Annotated in this window: 20 protein-coding genes; 7 read left to right on the top strand and 13 right to left on the bottom strand. The window is 49.2% G+C overall.

From position 1 onward, the window contains the following. Positions 1–44 precede the first annotated feature (44 nt). The 11 genes from npr to AC2A06_RS07415 form a co-directional block, all read right to left on the bottom strand. On the bottom strand, positions 45–317 hold the full coding sequence (npr, locus tag AC2A06_RS07465; protein ID WP_023489727.1) for a PTS phosphocarrier protein NPr: 273 nt from the start codon (positions 315–317) through the stop codon (positions 45–47). Continuing rightward, positions 314–1,168, bottom strand: a complete 855-nt coding sequence (gene rapZ, locus AC2A06_RS07460) for an RNase adapter RapZ (protein WP_023489728.1) — start codon at positions 1,166–1,168, stop codon at positions 314–316. The genes npr and rapZ overlap by 4 nt, the downstream gene beginning before the upstream one ends. Before the next feature lie 96 nt (positions 1,169–1,264). Further along, positions 1,265–1,726, bottom strand: a complete 462-nt coding sequence (ptsN, locus tag AC2A06_RS07455; RefSeq protein ID WP_152554902.1) for a PTS IIA-like nitrogen regulatory protein PtsN — start codon at positions 1,724–1,726, stop codon at positions 1,265–1,267. A gap of 206 nt (positions 1,727–1,932) precedes the next feature. Beyond that, a complete protein-coding gene (gene hpf / locus AC2A06_RS07450) occupies positions 1,933–2,220 on the bottom strand; it encodes a ribosome hibernation promoting factor (protein WP_023489730.1) in 288 nt (95 codons plus the stop codon). 23 nt (positions 2,221–2,243) lie between these two features. Then, positions 2,244–3,680, bottom strand: coding sequence for an RNA polymerase factor sigma-54 (rpoN, locus tag AC2A06_RS07445; RefSeq protein WP_037384158.1), 1,437 nt, complete (start codon positions 3,678–3,680; stop codon positions 2,244–2,246). Positions 3,681–3,731: 51 nt separating this feature from the next. Further along, a complete protein-coding gene (gene lptB / locus AC2A06_RS07440; protein ID WP_473196693.1) occupies positions 3,732–4,457 on the bottom strand; it encodes an LPS export ABC transporter ATP-binding protein in 726 nt (241 codons plus the stop codon). Between the two features lie 6 nt (positions 4,458–4,463). Continuing rightward, the gene (lptA, locus tag AC2A06_RS07435) at positions 4,464–5,003 is read right to left on the bottom strand and encodes a lipopolysaccharide ABC transporter substrate-binding protein LptA (RefSeq protein ID WP_484379870.1); all 540 of its coding nucleotides are present in this window, start codon (positions 5,001–5,003) and stop codon (positions 4,464–4,466) included. Next, complete coding sequence (lptC, locus tag AC2A06_RS07430; protein ID WP_484379869.1) at positions 4,972–5,550, bottom strand: LPS export ABC transporter periplasmic protein LptC; 579 nt, start codon at positions 5,548–5,550, stop codon at positions 4,972–4,974. The genes lptA and lptC overlap by 32 nt, the downstream gene beginning before the upstream one ends. After that, positions 5,547–6,101 carry a 3-deoxy-manno-octulosonate-8-phosphatase KdsC gene (kdsC, locus tag AC2A06_RS07425; protein WP_023490496.1) on the bottom strand — a complete coding sequence of 185 codons (555 nt, stop codon included), beginning with the start codon at positions 6,099–6,101 and terminating at the stop codon, positions 5,547–5,549. The genes lptC and kdsC overlap by 4 nt, the downstream gene beginning before the upstream one ends. 17 nt (positions 6,102–6,118) lie before the next feature. Continuing rightward, positions 6,119–7,105, bottom strand: coding sequence for an arabinose-5-phosphate isomerase KdsD (gene kdsD, locus AC2A06_RS07420; protein ID WP_023490497.1), 987 nt, complete (start codon positions 7,103–7,105; stop codon positions 6,119–6,121). Positions 7,106–7,169: 64 nt separating this feature from the next. After that, a complete protein-coding gene (locus AC2A06_RS07415) occupies positions 7,170–8,156 on the bottom strand; it encodes a calcium/sodium antiporter (RefSeq protein WP_023490498.1) in 987 nt (328 codons plus the stop codon). Between the two features lie 485 nt (positions 8,157–8,641). Between AC2A06_RS07415 and mlaF the strand changes: the two genes are divergently transcribed. The 7 genes from mlaF (at position 8,642) to murA (ending at position 13,551) form a co-directional block, all read left to right on the top strand. Further along, complete coding sequence (mlaF, locus tag AC2A06_RS07410) at positions 8,642–9,457, top strand: phospholipid ABC transporter ATP-binding protein MlaF (protein ID WP_484379868.1); 816 nt, start codon at positions 8,642–8,644, stop codon at positions 9,455–9,457. Between the two features lie 4 nt (positions 9,458–9,461). Continuing rightward, positions 9,462–10,244, top strand: a complete 783-nt coding sequence (gene mlaE / locus AC2A06_RS07405) for a lipid asymmetry maintenance ABC transporter permease subunit MlaE (protein ID WP_484379867.1) — start codon at positions 9,462–9,464, stop codon at positions 10,242–10,244. A gap of 4 nt (positions 10,245–10,248) precedes the next feature. Further along, complete coding sequence (mlaD, locus tag AC2A06_RS07400) at positions 10,249–10,794, top strand: outer membrane lipid asymmetry maintenance protein MlaD (RefSeq protein WP_023490501.1); 546 nt, start codon at positions 10,249–10,251, stop codon at positions 10,792–10,794. A 17-nt stretch (positions 10,795–10,811) separates the two neighbouring features. After that, on the top strand, positions 10,812–11,441 hold the full coding sequence (mlaC, locus tag AC2A06_RS07395) for a phospholipid-binding protein MlaC (protein ID WP_484379866.1): 630 nt from the start codon (positions 10,812–10,814) through the stop codon (positions 11,439–11,441). Then, positions 11,441–11,743 carry a lipid asymmetry maintenance protein MlaB gene (mlaB, locus tag AC2A06_RS07390; protein ID WP_484379865.1) on the top strand — a complete coding sequence of 101 codons (303 nt, stop codon included), beginning with the start codon at positions 11,441–11,443 and terminating at the stop codon, positions 11,741–11,743. Before mlaC ends, mlaB begins: the two co-directional genes overlap by 1 nt. A gap of 241 nt (positions 11,744–11,984) precedes the next feature. Beyond that, on the top strand, positions 11,985–12,239 hold the full coding sequence (gene ibaG, locus AC2A06_RS07385) for a BolA family iron metabolism protein IbaG (protein WP_037384164.1): 255 nt from the start codon (positions 11,985–11,987) through the stop codon (positions 12,237–12,239). Between the two features lie 52 nt (positions 12,240–12,291). Then, complete coding sequence (murA, locus tag AC2A06_RS07380) at positions 12,292–13,551, top strand: UDP-N-acetylglucosamine 1-carboxyvinyltransferase (protein WP_484379864.1); 1,260 nt, start codon at positions 12,292–12,294, stop codon at positions 13,549–13,551. A 54-nt stretch (positions 13,552–13,605) separates the two neighbouring features. Here murA and degS read toward each other — a convergent pair whose 3' ends face one another. Both degS and degQ read right to left on the bottom strand, forming a co-directional pair. Further along, positions 13,606–14,661, bottom strand: coding sequence for an outer membrane-stress sensor serine endopeptidase DegS (gene degS / locus AC2A06_RS07375; RefSeq protein ID WP_484379863.1), 1,056 nt, complete (start codon positions 14,659–14,661; stop codon positions 13,606–13,608). An 89-nt stretch (positions 14,662–14,750) separates the two neighbouring features. Further along, positions 14,751–16,121, bottom strand: a complete 1,371-nt coding sequence (gene degQ / locus AC2A06_RS07370) for a serine endoprotease DegQ (protein ID WP_484379905.1) — start codon at positions 16,119–16,121, stop codon at positions 14,751–14,753. Positions 16,122–16,304: the final 183 nt, after the last annotated feature.

Below are 16,304 nucleotides of genomic sequence, written 5' to 3'. Positions count from 1 at the left end.
AATATCAGAGATAAACAACAAAGAGCAAACATTGATAACGGAGGTTAATCTTCATCAAAACCGGAATTAAACAGTTCAATGACCGCCGCCAAGGCCTGCTGTTCCTCTGGCCCGCTGGCTTCGATCTCAATATGGCGACCCTGAGCAGAGTCCAACATCAGCAGCGCAATCACGCTGCTGGCCTCTGCCTCGGTGCCACTGTCATTACGTAATAACACTTCGGCATCAAAGCTCTGCACTAACTCAAACAACTTCATGGCAGGCCGCGCATGCATCCCCAAGCGGTTTTTGATCTCTACCGTTTGCCTGACCGTCATTGCTTACGCTTTTCCAGCGTGCGGTGACGTGACTGCACATTCTTACCGCGCGAACGAAAATAATCCGCCAGTTGTTCCGCCACATAAACCGAACGGTGCTTACCCCCGGTACAACCAATCGCTACAGTCAAATAGCTACGATTATTGGTCTCTAACATCGGCAACCACTGTTCCAGATAGCTGCGCGTCTGATAGATAAAATTGTGAACTTCCGTATGACGATCAAGAAACGCCGCCACCGGTTTATCCAGACCGGTCATCGGCCGCAGTTTGGGATCCCAATGCGGATTGGGCAGAAAACGCACATCAAATACATAGTCCGCATCAATAGGAATGCCATGCTTGAAGCCAAAGGATTCAAATACCATCGTCAGTTCCCGCTCACGCTTACCTAACAGGCGGGTACGCAGCATTTCAGCCAACTCGTGAACTGACATTTCAGAGGTATCAATGATCAGATCAGCGCGCGAACGTAATGGCTCCAGCAGATCATTTTCTTCATCAATGGCACTTTCCAATGACAGGTTTTTAGCCGAGAGTGGGTGCAGACGACGAGTATCACTGTAACGACGGATCAAGGTGTTACGATCAGCATCGAGGAAAAGGAGTTGCGGCGAGAAGCTCTCTGGCAACTGAGTCATCGCATACTCAAAAACTTCCGGCGATTCCGGCATATTACGCACGTCAATACTCACCGCGGCAGAACTATTGCGCTCAGCCAATGTTTGGGCAAGCTGTGGCAGCAGTACCACTGGCAGGTTATCAACGCAGTAAAAACCCATGTCTTCCAGCGCCCGCAAGGCGACAGATTTTCCTGAACCGGAACGGCCGCTGACTATCATCAGCACCATGTGGCAACTCTCCCTGACATTAGCGTGGTGGTTACACCACGGTTAGGTTTAATAAACAATACAGGCGCTTTCCATACGGGAAGTCTCTGCCTATGTTTACTCGGTGATAATCTGGTACAGTTCTTCATCACTTTGCGCCGTCCGCAAGCGGCGACACACCGTTTTATCAGCCAATCGTTTGGCGACCAGCGACAAAGTATGCAAATGAGTTTTACATTGATCCGCCGGGACCAGTAATGCAAAAAGTAGATCCACCGGTTGATTATCAATGGCATCAAAGGCAATAGGTTGGTCAAGACGGATGAAAACACCTACCGCTCGCAACGTGTCTTCTTCCAGTTTGCCATGCGGGATGGCGATACCATTACCAATCCCTGTGCTGCCCATTCGTTCCCGCGTGAGAACCGCATCAAAAACCACCTGTGAAGGCAGGTTAAGCTGAGTCGCGGCCAATTCACTGATAATCTCCAAAGCTCGCTTCTTGCTGGTGCAGTGTACCGAGCTTTTGGTGCACTCGATGTTTAGCACCGAGCTTAATTGCATTATTTCGTTGTTCATCTTATTTTCACTTAAAACTGCCTCACTCCGCGCTCTTATCAGTAAAAAAGTGAACTTGATTGCGGTGATAAAACAGTTTTCGCCTATTTAACCCTGATGGCTTATCAGCACCAGCCGTGTAGTAGATAAGGTGCCGATGGTCGTTATGTAGCCAACTCAACTACGATATGGGCCACCACCGCATACGACGGTGGTGGCCCAGAATGTCAGTATTGTTTTAGTTTGTCTTTATGTTTGTTCAATTGACGCGCCAATTTGTCGATCAGGCAATCAATCGCGGCATACATATCTTCTTTTTCCGAAGAGGCGTGCAACTCGCCGCCATTCACATGCACCGTTGCTTCCGCAATCTGCTGCACCTTTTCCACACTGAGTACGACATACACCTGATTGATGTGGTCAAAATACTGTTCGAGTTTGGCAAATTTATTATTGACGAACTCACGCATAGGTTCGGTGATTTCGATGTGGTGTCCGGTAATGTTGAGCTGCATAATGTCTTCCTTCTCTATTGAGGTCAAACCAACTTTTTACGTTGATTGGACGGCGGGATGGACAAAGACTCTCGATACTTGGCGACAGTACGCCGAGCTACCATGATCCCTTGTTTGGAAAGCATTGTAGCCAGTTTGCTGTCGCTAAGCGGCTTAGCGGGATTTTCCGCCGCAATTAATTTCTTCACTAACGCCCTGATTGCCGTTGAAGAGGCTTCACCGCCACTATCGGTATTCACATGACTGGAGAAGAAATATTTCAACTCGAAAACACCACGCGGACTGTGCAGAAACTTCTGCGTCGTCACGCGCGATATTGTCGATTCATGCATCTCCACAGCCTGAGCGATATCCGCCAGTACCATGGGTTTCATAAACTCGTCACCCTGTTCAAAAAACGCCTGCTGCTGCTCAACAATACAACGTGTCACCTTGAGCAGTGTTTCGTTCCGGCTTTCCAGGCTTTTAATCAGCCATTTCGCTTCTTGCAGATTGCTACGTATAAACTGACCATCTGCATCATTACGTACACTGTTGCCCATTGCCGCGTAGTGCTGGTTGATTTTCAGGCGTGGAATACTATCTGTATTAAGTTCCACCAACCATTGGTCTTGCCCCTTACGCACCAGCACATCAGGGATCACATACTCCGACTCGCCGGTGTTGATCGACTGCCCTGGCCGCGGCTCAAGAGACTGGATCAACACCATCACCTCTTTTAGTGTATCTTCTTTTAGCCGAGTTGTTCGCATCAAGCTACGAAAGTCATGATTAGCCAGTAAATCTAAATGTTCACTGATGATCAACCGGGCCTGTTCAAGATAAGGGGTCTCTTTAGCATATTGCGACAACTGGATCAGCAGGCAGTCACGCAGATCACGAGCGGCGACGCCGACTGGGTCAAAACGCTGTACGCGCTTCAATACCGCCTCAATCTCATCCATCGCCACATTATCATCACCAATACTCTCGAGAATATCGTCCAGCGATACGGTGAGATAACCGGTATCGTCAACAGCATCAACAATCGCAGTAGCAATCGCGGCATCAGTATCAGAGAACGGCGTCAGTTCCACCTGCCACATCAGGTAGTCCTGCAAGGTTTGTGTGGTCTCCCCCTGATAGACTGGCAATTCATCATCACGATAATCGGTACCGGTACCAGACGGGGTGCCCGCCGTATAGATTTCATCCCAAGTGGCATCCAGCGGCAACTCCTCGGGCATCTCCTTTTGCTCCAGCGCCGTGCTGGTATCCATCTCTTCAGTATCGACGGTTTCTTTAGCATCAATTTCCTGATGCTGATCCTCAAACTGTTCAAGCAGCGGATTGCTCTCTAACGCCTGTTGGATCTCCTGCTGAAGCTCAAGCGTAGACAGCTGCAACAAGCGTATCGCCTGTTGTAGTTGAGGGGTCATCGCCAACTGTTGGCTCAACCTGAGTTGCAAACCTTGCTTCATAATCTTCTGTTTATTTCCATTAGCAGCGAACTGTGGACGGACGACTGCAATCTAAAGGCGGAACTCTTCGCCCAGATAAACGCGCTTCACCTGTTCATCAGCTAAAATAATGTCCGGCGTACCATGCGCAATCAGTTTGCCCTGGCTGACGATATACGCATGTTCACAGACGTCCAATGTTTCACGCACGTTGTGATCAGTAATCAATACGCCCAAGCCACTGTCGCGCAGGTGCTCGATAATCTTTTTGATATCGATAACAGAAATCGGGTCAACACCCGCAAAAGGTTCATCCAGCAAGATAAATTTGGGATTAGCAGCCAGTGCCCGGGCTATCTCCACCCGGCGGCGTTCACCACCGGAGAGTGACTGGCCCAGGTTGTCACGCAGATGAGAGATATGGAACTCTTCCATCAACTCAACGGCACGATCATCACGCTGCTCATGTGTGAGGTCAGAGCGGATCTCTAACACCGCCATCAAATTATTGTAAACACTCAATCGACGAAAGATTGAGGCTTCCTGAGGCAGGTAGCCAATGCCACGGCGGGCACGAGCATGCAGCGGCAAAATACTGATGTCTTCGTCATCGATCACAATACGCCCGGCATCACGCTGAACGATACCGACCACCATATAAAATGTGGTGGTTTTACCTGCACCATTTGGCCCTAATAGACCGACAATTTCGCCAGATTTCACTTTCAGACTGACGTCTTCAACGACTTTACGGCCTTTATAGGCTTTCGCCAGATTTTCTGCGATGAGTGTTGCCATAGGTGATTAGTTACTCTTCTTTTGAGCGTTTTTGTCTTGCAACTGTGATGGGACCAACACGGTGGTCACGCGTCGGCCTTTATCGCTAAACGCCTGCATCTGTTGTTGCTGCACCAAGTATGTAATACGATCCCCCTGAACGTTGCTGTCAAGCTGTTCAAGGAAGGCATTGCCCGTCAGTGTCACCAATTGAGTTGCAACATCATAACGCACTTTCTGCGCATGGCCTTTCACCAGTTTGCCATCGTCCTGCATCTGCTGGAAGGTGACTGGGTTACCGAATGCCTCAATAAAGGTTTTGTTCTGATCACCGTCAGGACGAGTCACCACCACTTTATCGGCTTTGATCTCAATCGTCCCTTGCCTGATCACCACCTCATCAGTAAAGGTGCTGACATTGGTTTGCATATCCAGTGACTGTTTCAACGAATTGATGTTGATCGGTTGATCAGCATCAGATTTCAACGCCAATGCTGACGTGCTGGCGGTTAAAACCAGGCTGACGATCAATAGATTACGGAGTTGTGTTTTTACTTGGAATTTCATAGTTGGTCTTAACCTTATCAATCAGCTCAGCGGTTTTTTCCCGCAGATTGCCACGCATTCTCATTCCGTTAGAGGTAAAATTCGCCCCGAACAGCGTCACTTCATCATCGGAAGAAACATCTTGGGTTATCAGATTAATCTGCGCATTATCTGTTTTGATTTTTTCCAATTGCGAGGTCGTCGTCAAACTGTTCACCTCAACGTTACCATACAGATACAGCATACGATCTTTGGTCAACTTGGCACGATCTGCACGTACTGACCAAGTAGCCAGCGCATTAGTATCAAATAACGTCATCACCGGTTGAGCAAACCAGGTTACTTCATCCTCGGTGTAATGATTAACCTCTTCTGCCACCAGTTTATAGCTCAACTTACCTTCTGGGTTATAAACCACCGTCACCGTATGTTGACTCTGATAAGTCGGCATCTGATTATTAACCGGCATGGTGCCACTGTCATGGCTAACCTCAGTCATATTCCAGCCGATCAACGCCAGCACAATCACCAATAAAATAAGGGTGATACCCAATTTGGCTCTACTCATATCGACAGCCCTTTGGCGCCCTCCAGCTTGTTTTGGGCCAGAAGGATCAAATCGCACAATTCACGAACGGCCCCACGCCCACCCGCAATGCGGGTGACATAATGAGCCCGCGGCAACAGCAGAGGATGAGCATCCGCCACCGCCACTGCCAACCCTACCTGGGCCATGACCGGCCAGTCGATCAGATCATCGCCAATATAAGCAATCTCTTCCGGCACCATTGATAGTTTATCCAACAGTTCCCGGAAGGCCAAAAGCTTATCGGACTGCCCTTGATACAGGTGTGTAATATCCAGCGTTTTTGCCCGGTCTTCCAACAGTTTAGCTGAGCGACCTGTAATGATAGCCACTTCGATACCGGATGTTTTCAGGCAGCGGATACCGTAGCCATCGCGCACATTGAAGACTTTCAGCTCTTCACCCTGGTTGCCCATATAGATAAAACCATCTGATAGTACACCGTCAACATCACAAATCAGCATACGGATCTTACCGGCACGAGCCATTACGTCTTCAGTTACCGGCCCGTAGCAGGTTTCAACCAAACTCATTCAGTTCGTTCCTTGTATTAAACGACGCCAGCACGCAGCATATCATGCATATGTACCACACCCAGCAATTGGTCGCCATCAGCAACCAGCACTGCAGTAATATGGCGTTGTTGCATCAGGTTAAGCGCATCAACTGCCAGCATGTTTGGCCGCACTCGAATACCCCCTGAGGTCATGACATCAGCGATCTTGGCATTGTTGAGATCAATACCCATATCGAACACTCGACGTAAGTCACCATCAGTAAAGATACCAGCAATTTTCATCAGGTCATTGCAGACAGCAGTCATACCCATATTTTTACGCGTAATTTCCAGCAAGGCATCTCGCAAGGAAGCTTCTGCACTGACGTGTGGCATCTCATCACCGGTGTGCATAATATCACTAACGCGTAACAACAGACGACGCCCTAAAGCCCCCCCTGGATGAGACAAGGCAAAATCCTCCGGCGTAAACCCACGGGCTTTCAGCAATGCGACTGCCAAAGCATCCCCCATCACCAGCGTGGCGGTGGTACTGGTGGTGGGTGCCAAACCCAGCGGGCAAGCTTCCTGCGGGATCTTGATGCAAAGGTGGACATCGGCAGCTTTCCCCATGGCACTTTCCGGGTTGCTGGTCATGCAAATTAGCCGGATCTGCAGGCGTTTTAAGACCGGAATCAATGCCAGAATCTCATTAGACTCACCGGAATTGGAGATAGCCAACACAATGTCCTGTGCTGAGACCATGCCAAGATCACCGTGGCTGGCTTCCGCCGGGTGTACAAAAAACGCCGGAGTGCCGGTACTGGCCAAGGTAGCGGCAATTTTGTTGCCAATATGGCCGGATTTGCCTATCCCCATCACCACCACTTTACCACTGCATCCGGCAATCGCTTCACAAGCGCGGGTAAAATCCCCATCAATATACTGCTCAAGTTGAGCCAGACCTTCACGTTCAATTTGTAGTACTTCTTTGCCGGCCTGCTGAAAATCAAAACCTGGTTGCAACTGGATAGATGACATACACATTCCCATCGATTTTTACCCGCTATCCGTCAGGAACGGCGGTATTGGCTCTCTCTTGGTGCTATAGGACAAAGCCATATGAACTGAAAGGGTTGAAAAACAGCACTGCAAGATACGTAATAAATCCACATAATAACAGAGCCCCCGCCAGATGACCGATACGATGTTTGCGACCAATACAAAGGACGGTAAGCAACATGCTGGCGGTCAACATCACCCAGTAATCGCGCTGGAAAGCCGCAGGATCAATACTGCCCGGTGACAACAGCGCCGGGATACCCAACACAATGACGGTGTTAAAAATATTTGACCCAATGATATTACCGACGGCCATATCATCTTCGCCTTTTAATGCACCGGCGATAGATGTCGCCAGTTCAGGTAGGCTGGTACCAATCGCCACCACGGTCAGGCCAACCACCAATTCACTCATATCAAAGTAATGCGCAATCACTGTGGCATTATCAATCACCATTTTTGACGACAGTGGCAGGATAACAAAGGCCAGAATCAACCAGAGTATCGCGACGGTACTGCTGCTATCTTGTGGCAACTCTGACAGTTGTTCTACTGTCAGTCTATCGTTGCCCTCGCGCTGCGCCAACCTGGCGATTTTCAGCATCAGCAGGATAAATCCCGCCGCTGCAAGCAACAACACCACGCCATCCAACCGACTCAGGGTATGATTCATCAGGACAAAGCCACATAACAGTGTGACCGCTAACAGCAACGGCAGTTCACGCCGCAATACCTCAGAATGTACAGCCAAAGGATGGATAAGCGCTGCACCCCCAACAATCAATAAGATATTGACGATATTCGACCCTAAAACGTTACCGACAGCCATATCTGGCTGCCCATTCAACGCAGCAGTGACCGAAACGAGCAATTCCGGCAACGAAGTACCGATACCGACAATAGTCATGCCAATAATCAGTGGTGGGACACCCAGGGAACGGCTGATGACCGCCGCGCCATACACCAACCTATCTGCCCCATACACCAATAAAAATAAACCAACAATTAGCAACACTACCGCGAAAAACATTCAGCGTCCTTTATTGGGTATACTTGCCACTCTTCAAGTCTCAGATGCGTTGGCTGTCGCTTGAATCAATTTGGGTACCAATACCGTAATAACCCGATTATTTACTGCTCATCGTCAGCAATGATCGAGCAACAGAGGTGTTAAATGGCGAAAAGTTAAACAATTTGATTGTTTTGCGTTATTGCTTAATTTTGACCGTCTGGGGACAAAAAGTAAAACTAATGACATCATGGGTAGCGAAATAGCGCTATTTTTTTGTAAAAATAGAGTCCATCGTGCGCATAACAGGATGACAGCTCGCTTCAGGACAAAACGCCAGGCGTTTTTTAACAGCGATAGCACTGGCCACTGGTGGCTGAGGCCTCAATTGAGCCAAGTAACGCGGCAAACGAGTTTACCCTCCTGCAATTTGCCGGGGAACAAGATATATTGCTTTGCTGGCACCCAGTGATTTGGCAAACATGACCTGTACAGGATCAACAAACATGTATCAGAAGGCAGAGAATGTAGTCGAAGTGCGCAATATGTGTTTTTCACGTGGCGGTCGGCTGATATTTGAAGACATCAATCTGACCGTTCCTCGTGGTAAGGTAACGGCCATCATGGGGCCATCCGGTATCGGTAAAACAACACTGCTGCGTTTGATCGGTGGCCAACTGGTTCCTGACAGTGGTGAAATCTGGTTTGATGGTGACAACATTCCCGCCTTATCCCGCCATCAACTCTATGAATCGCGCAAAAAGATGAGCATGTTATTTCAATCCGGGGCACTATTTACCGACCTGACCGTATTTGAAAACGTCGCGTTCCCTCTGCGTGAGCATAGTTGTCTGCCGGAACCGATTCTGCGCAGCACAGTCATGATGAAGTTAGAGGCAGTTGGGCTACGTGGCGCGGCAGATCTCATGCCTAATGAACTTTCCGGTGGTATGGCACGGCGTGCAGCCCTAGCTCGGGCTATCGCGTTGGATCCAGAAATGATCATGTTCGATGAACCTTTCGTTGGTCAGGATCCCATCACCATGGGAGTATTAGTGAAGCTGATCGCGGAACTGAATCATGCGCTAGGCGTCACCTGTATCGTGGTCTCACATGATGTACCGGAAGTGTTAAGTATTGCAGATTACGCTTATATCGTCGCGGACCACCATGTGATTGCCGAAGGATCACCACAGCAATTGCAAAGCAATCCAGACCCCCGTGTACGTCAATTTCTGGATGGTATTGCTGATGGCCCTGTACCATTCCGTTACCCCGCAGGTGATTATCTGAGCGAACTTTTAGGGGAAGGGAGAAAATAACCTCATGTTTTTACAGGCGTTGGCGTCATTAGGACGTCGTGGCATCAATACCAGTGCCTCTTTGGGACGCGCCGGACTGATGCTGTTTCACGCACTGGTCGGTCGCCCCGAGCCACGCCGACAGTGGCCGCTGTTGCTTAAACAGCTGTATAGCGTTGGCGTTCAATCACTGTTGATCATCATGGTTTCCGGTGTCTTTATCGGCATGGTTTTAGGGCTGCAAGGCTATTTGGTACTGACCACCTATAGCGCAGAAGCCAGTCTGGGTATGATGGTGGCATTATCGTTACTGCGTGAACTGGGGCCAGTGGTTACCGCCCTGTTGTTCGCTGGCCGTGCAGGCTCTGCACTAACGGCTGAAATTGGCTTAATGAAAGCCACTGAGCAGATCTCCAGCCTGGAAATGATGGCCGTTGACCCACTCCGGCGTATTGTGGCTCCGCGTTTTTGGGCTGGCCTAATCAGCATGCCGCTACTGACAATGATTTTTGTGGCTGTCGGTATCTGGGGAGGCGCCATCGTCGGTGTCGATTGGAAAGGCATCGACAGTGGTTTCTTCTGGTCAGCCATGCAAGAGGCGGTTGAATGGCGTAAAGATTTACTCAACTGTCTGATTAAGAGTGTGGTGTTTGCGATTACCGTGACCTGGATTGCGATTTTCAATGGCTATGATGCGATACCGACTTCTGAAGGAATTAGTCGGGCAACGACACGTACCGTAGTACATTCGTCACTGGCGGTGTTGGGATTGGACTTTGTGCTGACGGCACTGATGTTTGGGAATTGATACAATGCAAACGAAGAAGAGTGAAATCTGGGTTGGTGCGTTCATGCTAGTGGCACTGTGTGCTATCGTCTTCCTTTGTCTCCAGGTGGCGAATATCAAATCGATCGGTAATGAACCGACCTACCGCATTTACGCCACATTCGATAATATTGGTGGTTTGAAAGTGCGTTCTCCCGTGAAAATTGGTGGGGTAGTGGTTGGCCGGGTAGCGGATATCTCTCTCAACCCGAAAACCTATACCCCTCTCGTGGCACTGGATATTCAAACCCGCTACAACCAGATCCCGGATACCAGTTCGCTGGCCATTCGTACTTCCGGTCTGTTGGGTGAGCAATATCTGGCACTGAACGTAGGTTTTGAAGACCCTGAGATGGGCACCAGCATCTTGCAGGATGGTGGGACGCTTCAAGACACCAAGTCAGCCATCGTTCTGGAGGATTTAATCGGCCAGTTCCTGTACAAAAGCAATACCCCGGCAAGTAGCGATAAGCCGGATACAGTAACGGAACCGGCAACTAATGCCCCTCCTCCACCCGCTAACATTCATTAATAATAGAGGACAACTGGATGTTTAAACGTTTACTGATGATTGCTTTGTTGGTGGTTGCGCCGCTGGCTAACGCAGTTGACCAAACTAATCCTTATAGCTTGATGCAAGATGCTGCGGCGAAAACCTTCACTCGCCTGACAAACGAGCAAGCAAAGATCAAGCAGGATCCTAATTACCTGCGTGCTATCGTACGTGAAGAGTTAATGCCGTTTGTTCAAATTAAGTACGCAGGTGCTCTGGTTTTGGGGCGTTATTATAAAGATGCCACCCCAGCACAGCGTGAAGCCTATTTCACCGCTTTCCAAGCGTATCTGGAACAGGCCTATGGTCAGGCACTGGCGATGTATGAAAATCAAACCTACCAGATTGATCGCCAGCAGCCCGTGGATAATGCCGATATTATTGCCATCCGTGTGACTATCATTGATAACGGAGGGCGTCCCCCAGTACGTCTGGATTTCCAATGGCGCAAGAACAGCAAGACCGGCTATTGGCAGGCCTATGATATGATTGCCGAAGGGGTGAGTATGATCACCACTAAGCAGAATGAATGGGCCGCAACGTTACGTCTTAAAGGGATTGAGGGACTGACTCAGCAACTGCAAGCGGCAGCTAAACAGCCCATTACGCTGGATCGGAAAAGCTGATGGCTGAAGCATTAAGCTGGATGTCACAACAGCAAACTTTAGTGTTGCGAGGCGAGCTTGATCGTGAAACGTTACTGCCACTCTGGCAACAACGTGAGATACTGTTGGCGGATAAAACCGCCATTGATGTGGCTCAACTACAACGAGTCGACTCCTGTGGCTTGGCATTATTGTTGCACTTACGCCAGCAACAGCACCTGCAAGGGGTTGAATTGAAAATTTTGGGGATCACTGAACGGTTACAAACACTGATCAGTCTCTATAATTTACAACAGATCATTCCCGTTGAAACCACTCATTAGCGCTGTTTCTGCTTACAGTGAGTTACGCCAGGTTTATGCACGTTGCAACAAAAACATTAAGCGTTTTTAAACAGCTCTTGCGCGACTCCCGGAGGAAATCCCCGGGAGCCGCGCCATAACCCTGCTGCTTAAATAACGACAGACATAGGGTCAATTGGCTGATATCAGGGCCAATACCGAACTGAATACTATACAAAACTGAACACTATACAAAACTCAATACTATATAGAACCGAATACTATGGAAAATAGCAAAATTGAAGAGGTGCTGATGAACGCATTGGCACTGGATGAAGTCCATGTTACTGGCGATGGTAGCCACTTTCAGGTGGTTGCAGTAAGCGAACAGTTCGCCACCATGAGCCGTGTCAAAAAACAGCAAGCCATCTATGCACCGCTGATGGAGTACATTGCGGATAATAGTATTCATGCTTTATCCATCAAAACGTACACCCCTGAAGAGTGGAAGCGGGATCGCAAACTCAACGGATTTTAAGGCTGTTTGCCGCTAGGCAGGCAGCTCAGAATAGATAATAGAGAGTAGTCAAATGGATAAATTTCGTGTGCAGGGTCGAACCTGTCTTCGTGGTGAAGTCACCATTTCCGGGGCAAAAAATGCTGCCCTGCCGATCCTGTTTGCCGCCCTGCTGGCAGAAGAGCCCGTTGAGCTGCAGAATGTCCCGAAACTCAAGGACATCGATACCACCCTCAAACTACTCAACCAGCTAGGTACCAAAACCAAGCGTAACGGCTCAGTGTTTGTTGATGCCAGCCAAGTCAATGAATTTTGTGCGCCGTATGACCTGGTAAAAACCATGCGGGCCTCGATCTGGGCTCTGGGGCCATTGGTAGCACGTTTTGGCCGTGGTCAGGTATCGCTACCTGGCGGCTGTGCTATCGGCGCTCGCCCGGTTGATTTACATATCACCGGCCTAGAACAACTGGGTGCTGAAATCAAGCTGGAAGAAGGGTACGTCAAGGCTTCGGTGGAAGGTCGCTTGAAAGGCGCACATATCGTTATGGACAAAGTCAGCGTAGGTGCCACCGTCACCATCATGAGCGCGGCAACCTTAGCGACAGGCACCACCATTATTGAGAATGCGGCCCGTGAACCGGAAATTGTTGATACTGCCAACTTCCTCAATACTCTGGGTGCCAAAATCAGTGGTGCAGGCACCGATAGAATCACTATTGAGGGTGTTGAACGCCTCGGTGGTGGGGTTTATCGTGTGCTGCCAGACCGTATTGAAACCGGTACCTTCCTGGTTGCCGCCGCCGTTTCCGGTGGTAAAGTGCTGTGTCGCAATACCCGTCCAGATACGCTGGATGCAGTGTTAGCTAAACTGCGTGAGGCAGGCGCTGATATTGAGATCGGTGAAGACTGGATCAGCCTGGACATGCATGGCAAACGCCCCAAAGCGGTGACCATACGCACAGCCCCACATCCTGGTTTCCCCACCGACATGCAGGCACAGTTTAGCTTGCTGAATCTAGTGGCAGAAGGAACCGGCGTGATCACCGAGACCATTTTCGAGAACCGTTTTATGCACGTTCCTGAGTTGATCCGTATGGGGGCCAGCGCCGAAATAGAAAGCAATACCGTGATCTGTCATGGTGTAGAACAGATTTCAGGTGCACAAGTGATGGCAACGGATTTGCGTGCTTCCGCCAGCCTAGTATTGGCCGGTTGTATTGCTCAAGGCGTGACCATTGTTGATCGTATCTATCATATCGATCGTGGCTACGAGCGTATTGAAGACAAACTGCGTGCTTTGGGTGCCAATATTGAGCGCATAAAAGGCGAGTAATAGATTTGTCATGTTCGGGGCTCACCCACGTGCCCCGATGCAACAAACAAACGTTTAAGTATTATCTTCCGGGAACTCCCCCACCGTCATAGTCAATGTCATACGCTGACCATCACGCAATACCACTACCGGGATCTCGGTACCCGGTCGGATCTCTGCCACTTGGTCCATGGTTTCCAAAACGGAGGTCGCGGGTTTGTTATTTACGTTGATGATGATGTCGTTAATATGAAACCCTGCACTGGCAGCTGGGCCATTAGCGGCAAGTTCGGTCACAATGATCCCTTGTAAATGTTCAATATTGCTATTAATGGGGCGAATCGGCATCTCCTTCCCCTGAATACCGAAATACCCACGGATCACCCGCCCATCGCGAATCAACTTATCCATAATTTTAGTGGCCAGTTCCACTGGAATCGCAAAACCTAATCCTTCTGGTGTCTCACCATTAGTCGCTTTATCGTAAGTCAGCGTATTGATGCCCATTAACTCACCCAGTGAGTTCACCAAGGCACCACCAGAATTGCCGCGGTTAATTGAAGCATCGGTTTGCAGAAAAGTTTGCCGGCCAGTGGTACTCAAACTGACTCGGCCAGTAGCGCTGAGGATGCCTTGAGTTACCGTCTGCCCCAGGTTATAGGGGTTGCCTATCGCCAGGACAACATCACCAACATGGGCTGGACGCGCCTTGTTGATAGGGATAACCGGTAAATTACCTGGATCGATCTTTAATACCGCCAAGTCGGTTAAGCTATCAGCCCCCACCAACAGCGCTTCATAACGGCGCCCATCCTGCAACATAACGGTAATCTGCTGGGCATTCTTGACCACATGACGATTGGTGATGATATAGCCGCGATCATTCATAATCACACCGGAACCCAGCGAAAGCAGATTAGTTGCTCCACTTATGTTGCGATTATAAATATTAACCACTGCTGGGGCTGCGCGACGCACACCCGCATTGAAGCTAAGGGGGATTTCATCACTGGTACTCTCAGATTTGCTGGTAAATAGATTGCTGGAAGAACGCAACACGGGCATGACCGCCAGCAACAGGCCAGCGACAATCAAACCAACAACAATAGAACGTAATAACTTAGCAAACATGGAGTTTCAGTGCATAGATGGAACGATTGAGAAAGGATAACACGAGTTAACTGGGCACAGTATGCCACTGAGCCCAGTTTTTGAACAAGTTAACGCAATAACAGGTAGATGTTTTCGTCACCGCGTACAATATTCAGCGCTATGACTGCAGGTTTGTTCTCCATCTGCTTACGCAACGCCGTGAGATCCTCGACACGTATACGGTTGACACCGATAATCATATCCCCTTTTTGCAGGCCGACTTGTGCCGCTGGGGTACCCTTATCAACGTTGTCAATCTTCACGCCTTTATCGCCGTTGGGTAAAACGCCATTACTCAAGGATGCCCCTTGCAAGGAAGGCGACAAAGTCTCGGCATTGGTTGATGCACTTTCACTGTTATCCAACGTAACAGAAAGCTCCATCGATTTACCTTCACGTAGTAGGCCCACTTTAACGCTAGTGCCTGGAGCGGTGGTACCTACCTTGGCTCGAAGTTCAGCGAAACTACTGATAGGCTTGCCGTCCAGAGAAATCAGAATATCACCAGCCTTGATACCTGCTTTGGCTGCGGCCGACTTTGGCAATACTTCACTGACAAAAGCACCGCGCTGCGCTTCGGAATTGAACGCTTTCGCCATATCGGCGGTCATTTCACTCCCTTTGATACCCAGCAGGCCGCGTTTCACTTCGCCAAACTCGATCAATTGTTTACTCAGGCTTTGTGCCATGTTGCTAGGAATGGCAAAACCGATCCCGACATTGCCACCGCCTGGTGCTAGGATCGCGGTGTTGATACCGATCAATTCACCATTCAGGTTAATCAACGCGCCACCGGAGTTACCACGGTTGATAGAGGCATCGGTCTGGATAAAGTTTTCCAGCCCCTCCAGATTCAAGCCACTACGACCCAGTGCCGAGATAATCCCTGATGTTGCTGTCTGACCGAGACCAAAGGGGTTCCCTACCGCCACGGCAAAGTCACCGACACGCAGTTGATCGGAATCCGCCATTTTTATCGCTGTCAGATTTTTGCCATCAGTAACCTGCAACAATGCAATATCAGATTGCTCATCACGGCCAATCAGCTTGGCACTATATTCACGGCCATCATTGAGTAACACGCTAATTTTATCAGCGTTATTAATCACATGGTTATTGGTTAAAATATAACCCTTTGCGGCGTCAATAATGACACCGGACCCCAATCCTTCAAAAGGACGTGAGCCTCCCTGTTGCGAAGGTCCATTCGGTCCAAAAAAGAATTTAAACTGCTCAGGTAATTGTTGGCGTTGCACCTGAGTACCTGCCACACGCACACTCACTACAGCAGGCAGTACTTTCTCCAACATCGGTGCCAAGCTTGGCAGTGGTTGCCCTTCAACAGCTACAGGCATTGCGGCGTTGACCATTGGAACAGAAGCAAACGCCAAGCTCATACCTATTGCTAATGCACTAAGAATTAAAGATGGTTTCTTCATCATTAAGAACTCTCTCTTTATACCTGCAGGTGAAATAATGATAATAAAGCAACAGTAACATGTCAGTGAAGTGTAAGACTGTAAATTTGCGCAAAGTATTCACAGGGCTATCAATCAATGATAAGCCACTCTGATACCGATGCACAAATTATGACCACCCCCATGCGTTTCGAACAGCATGGG

It is taken from the genome of Serratia sp. HNCC26DJ244 (assembly GCF_057180565.1).
This window is presented reverse-complemented; position numbering and strand designations above follow the sequence as displayed.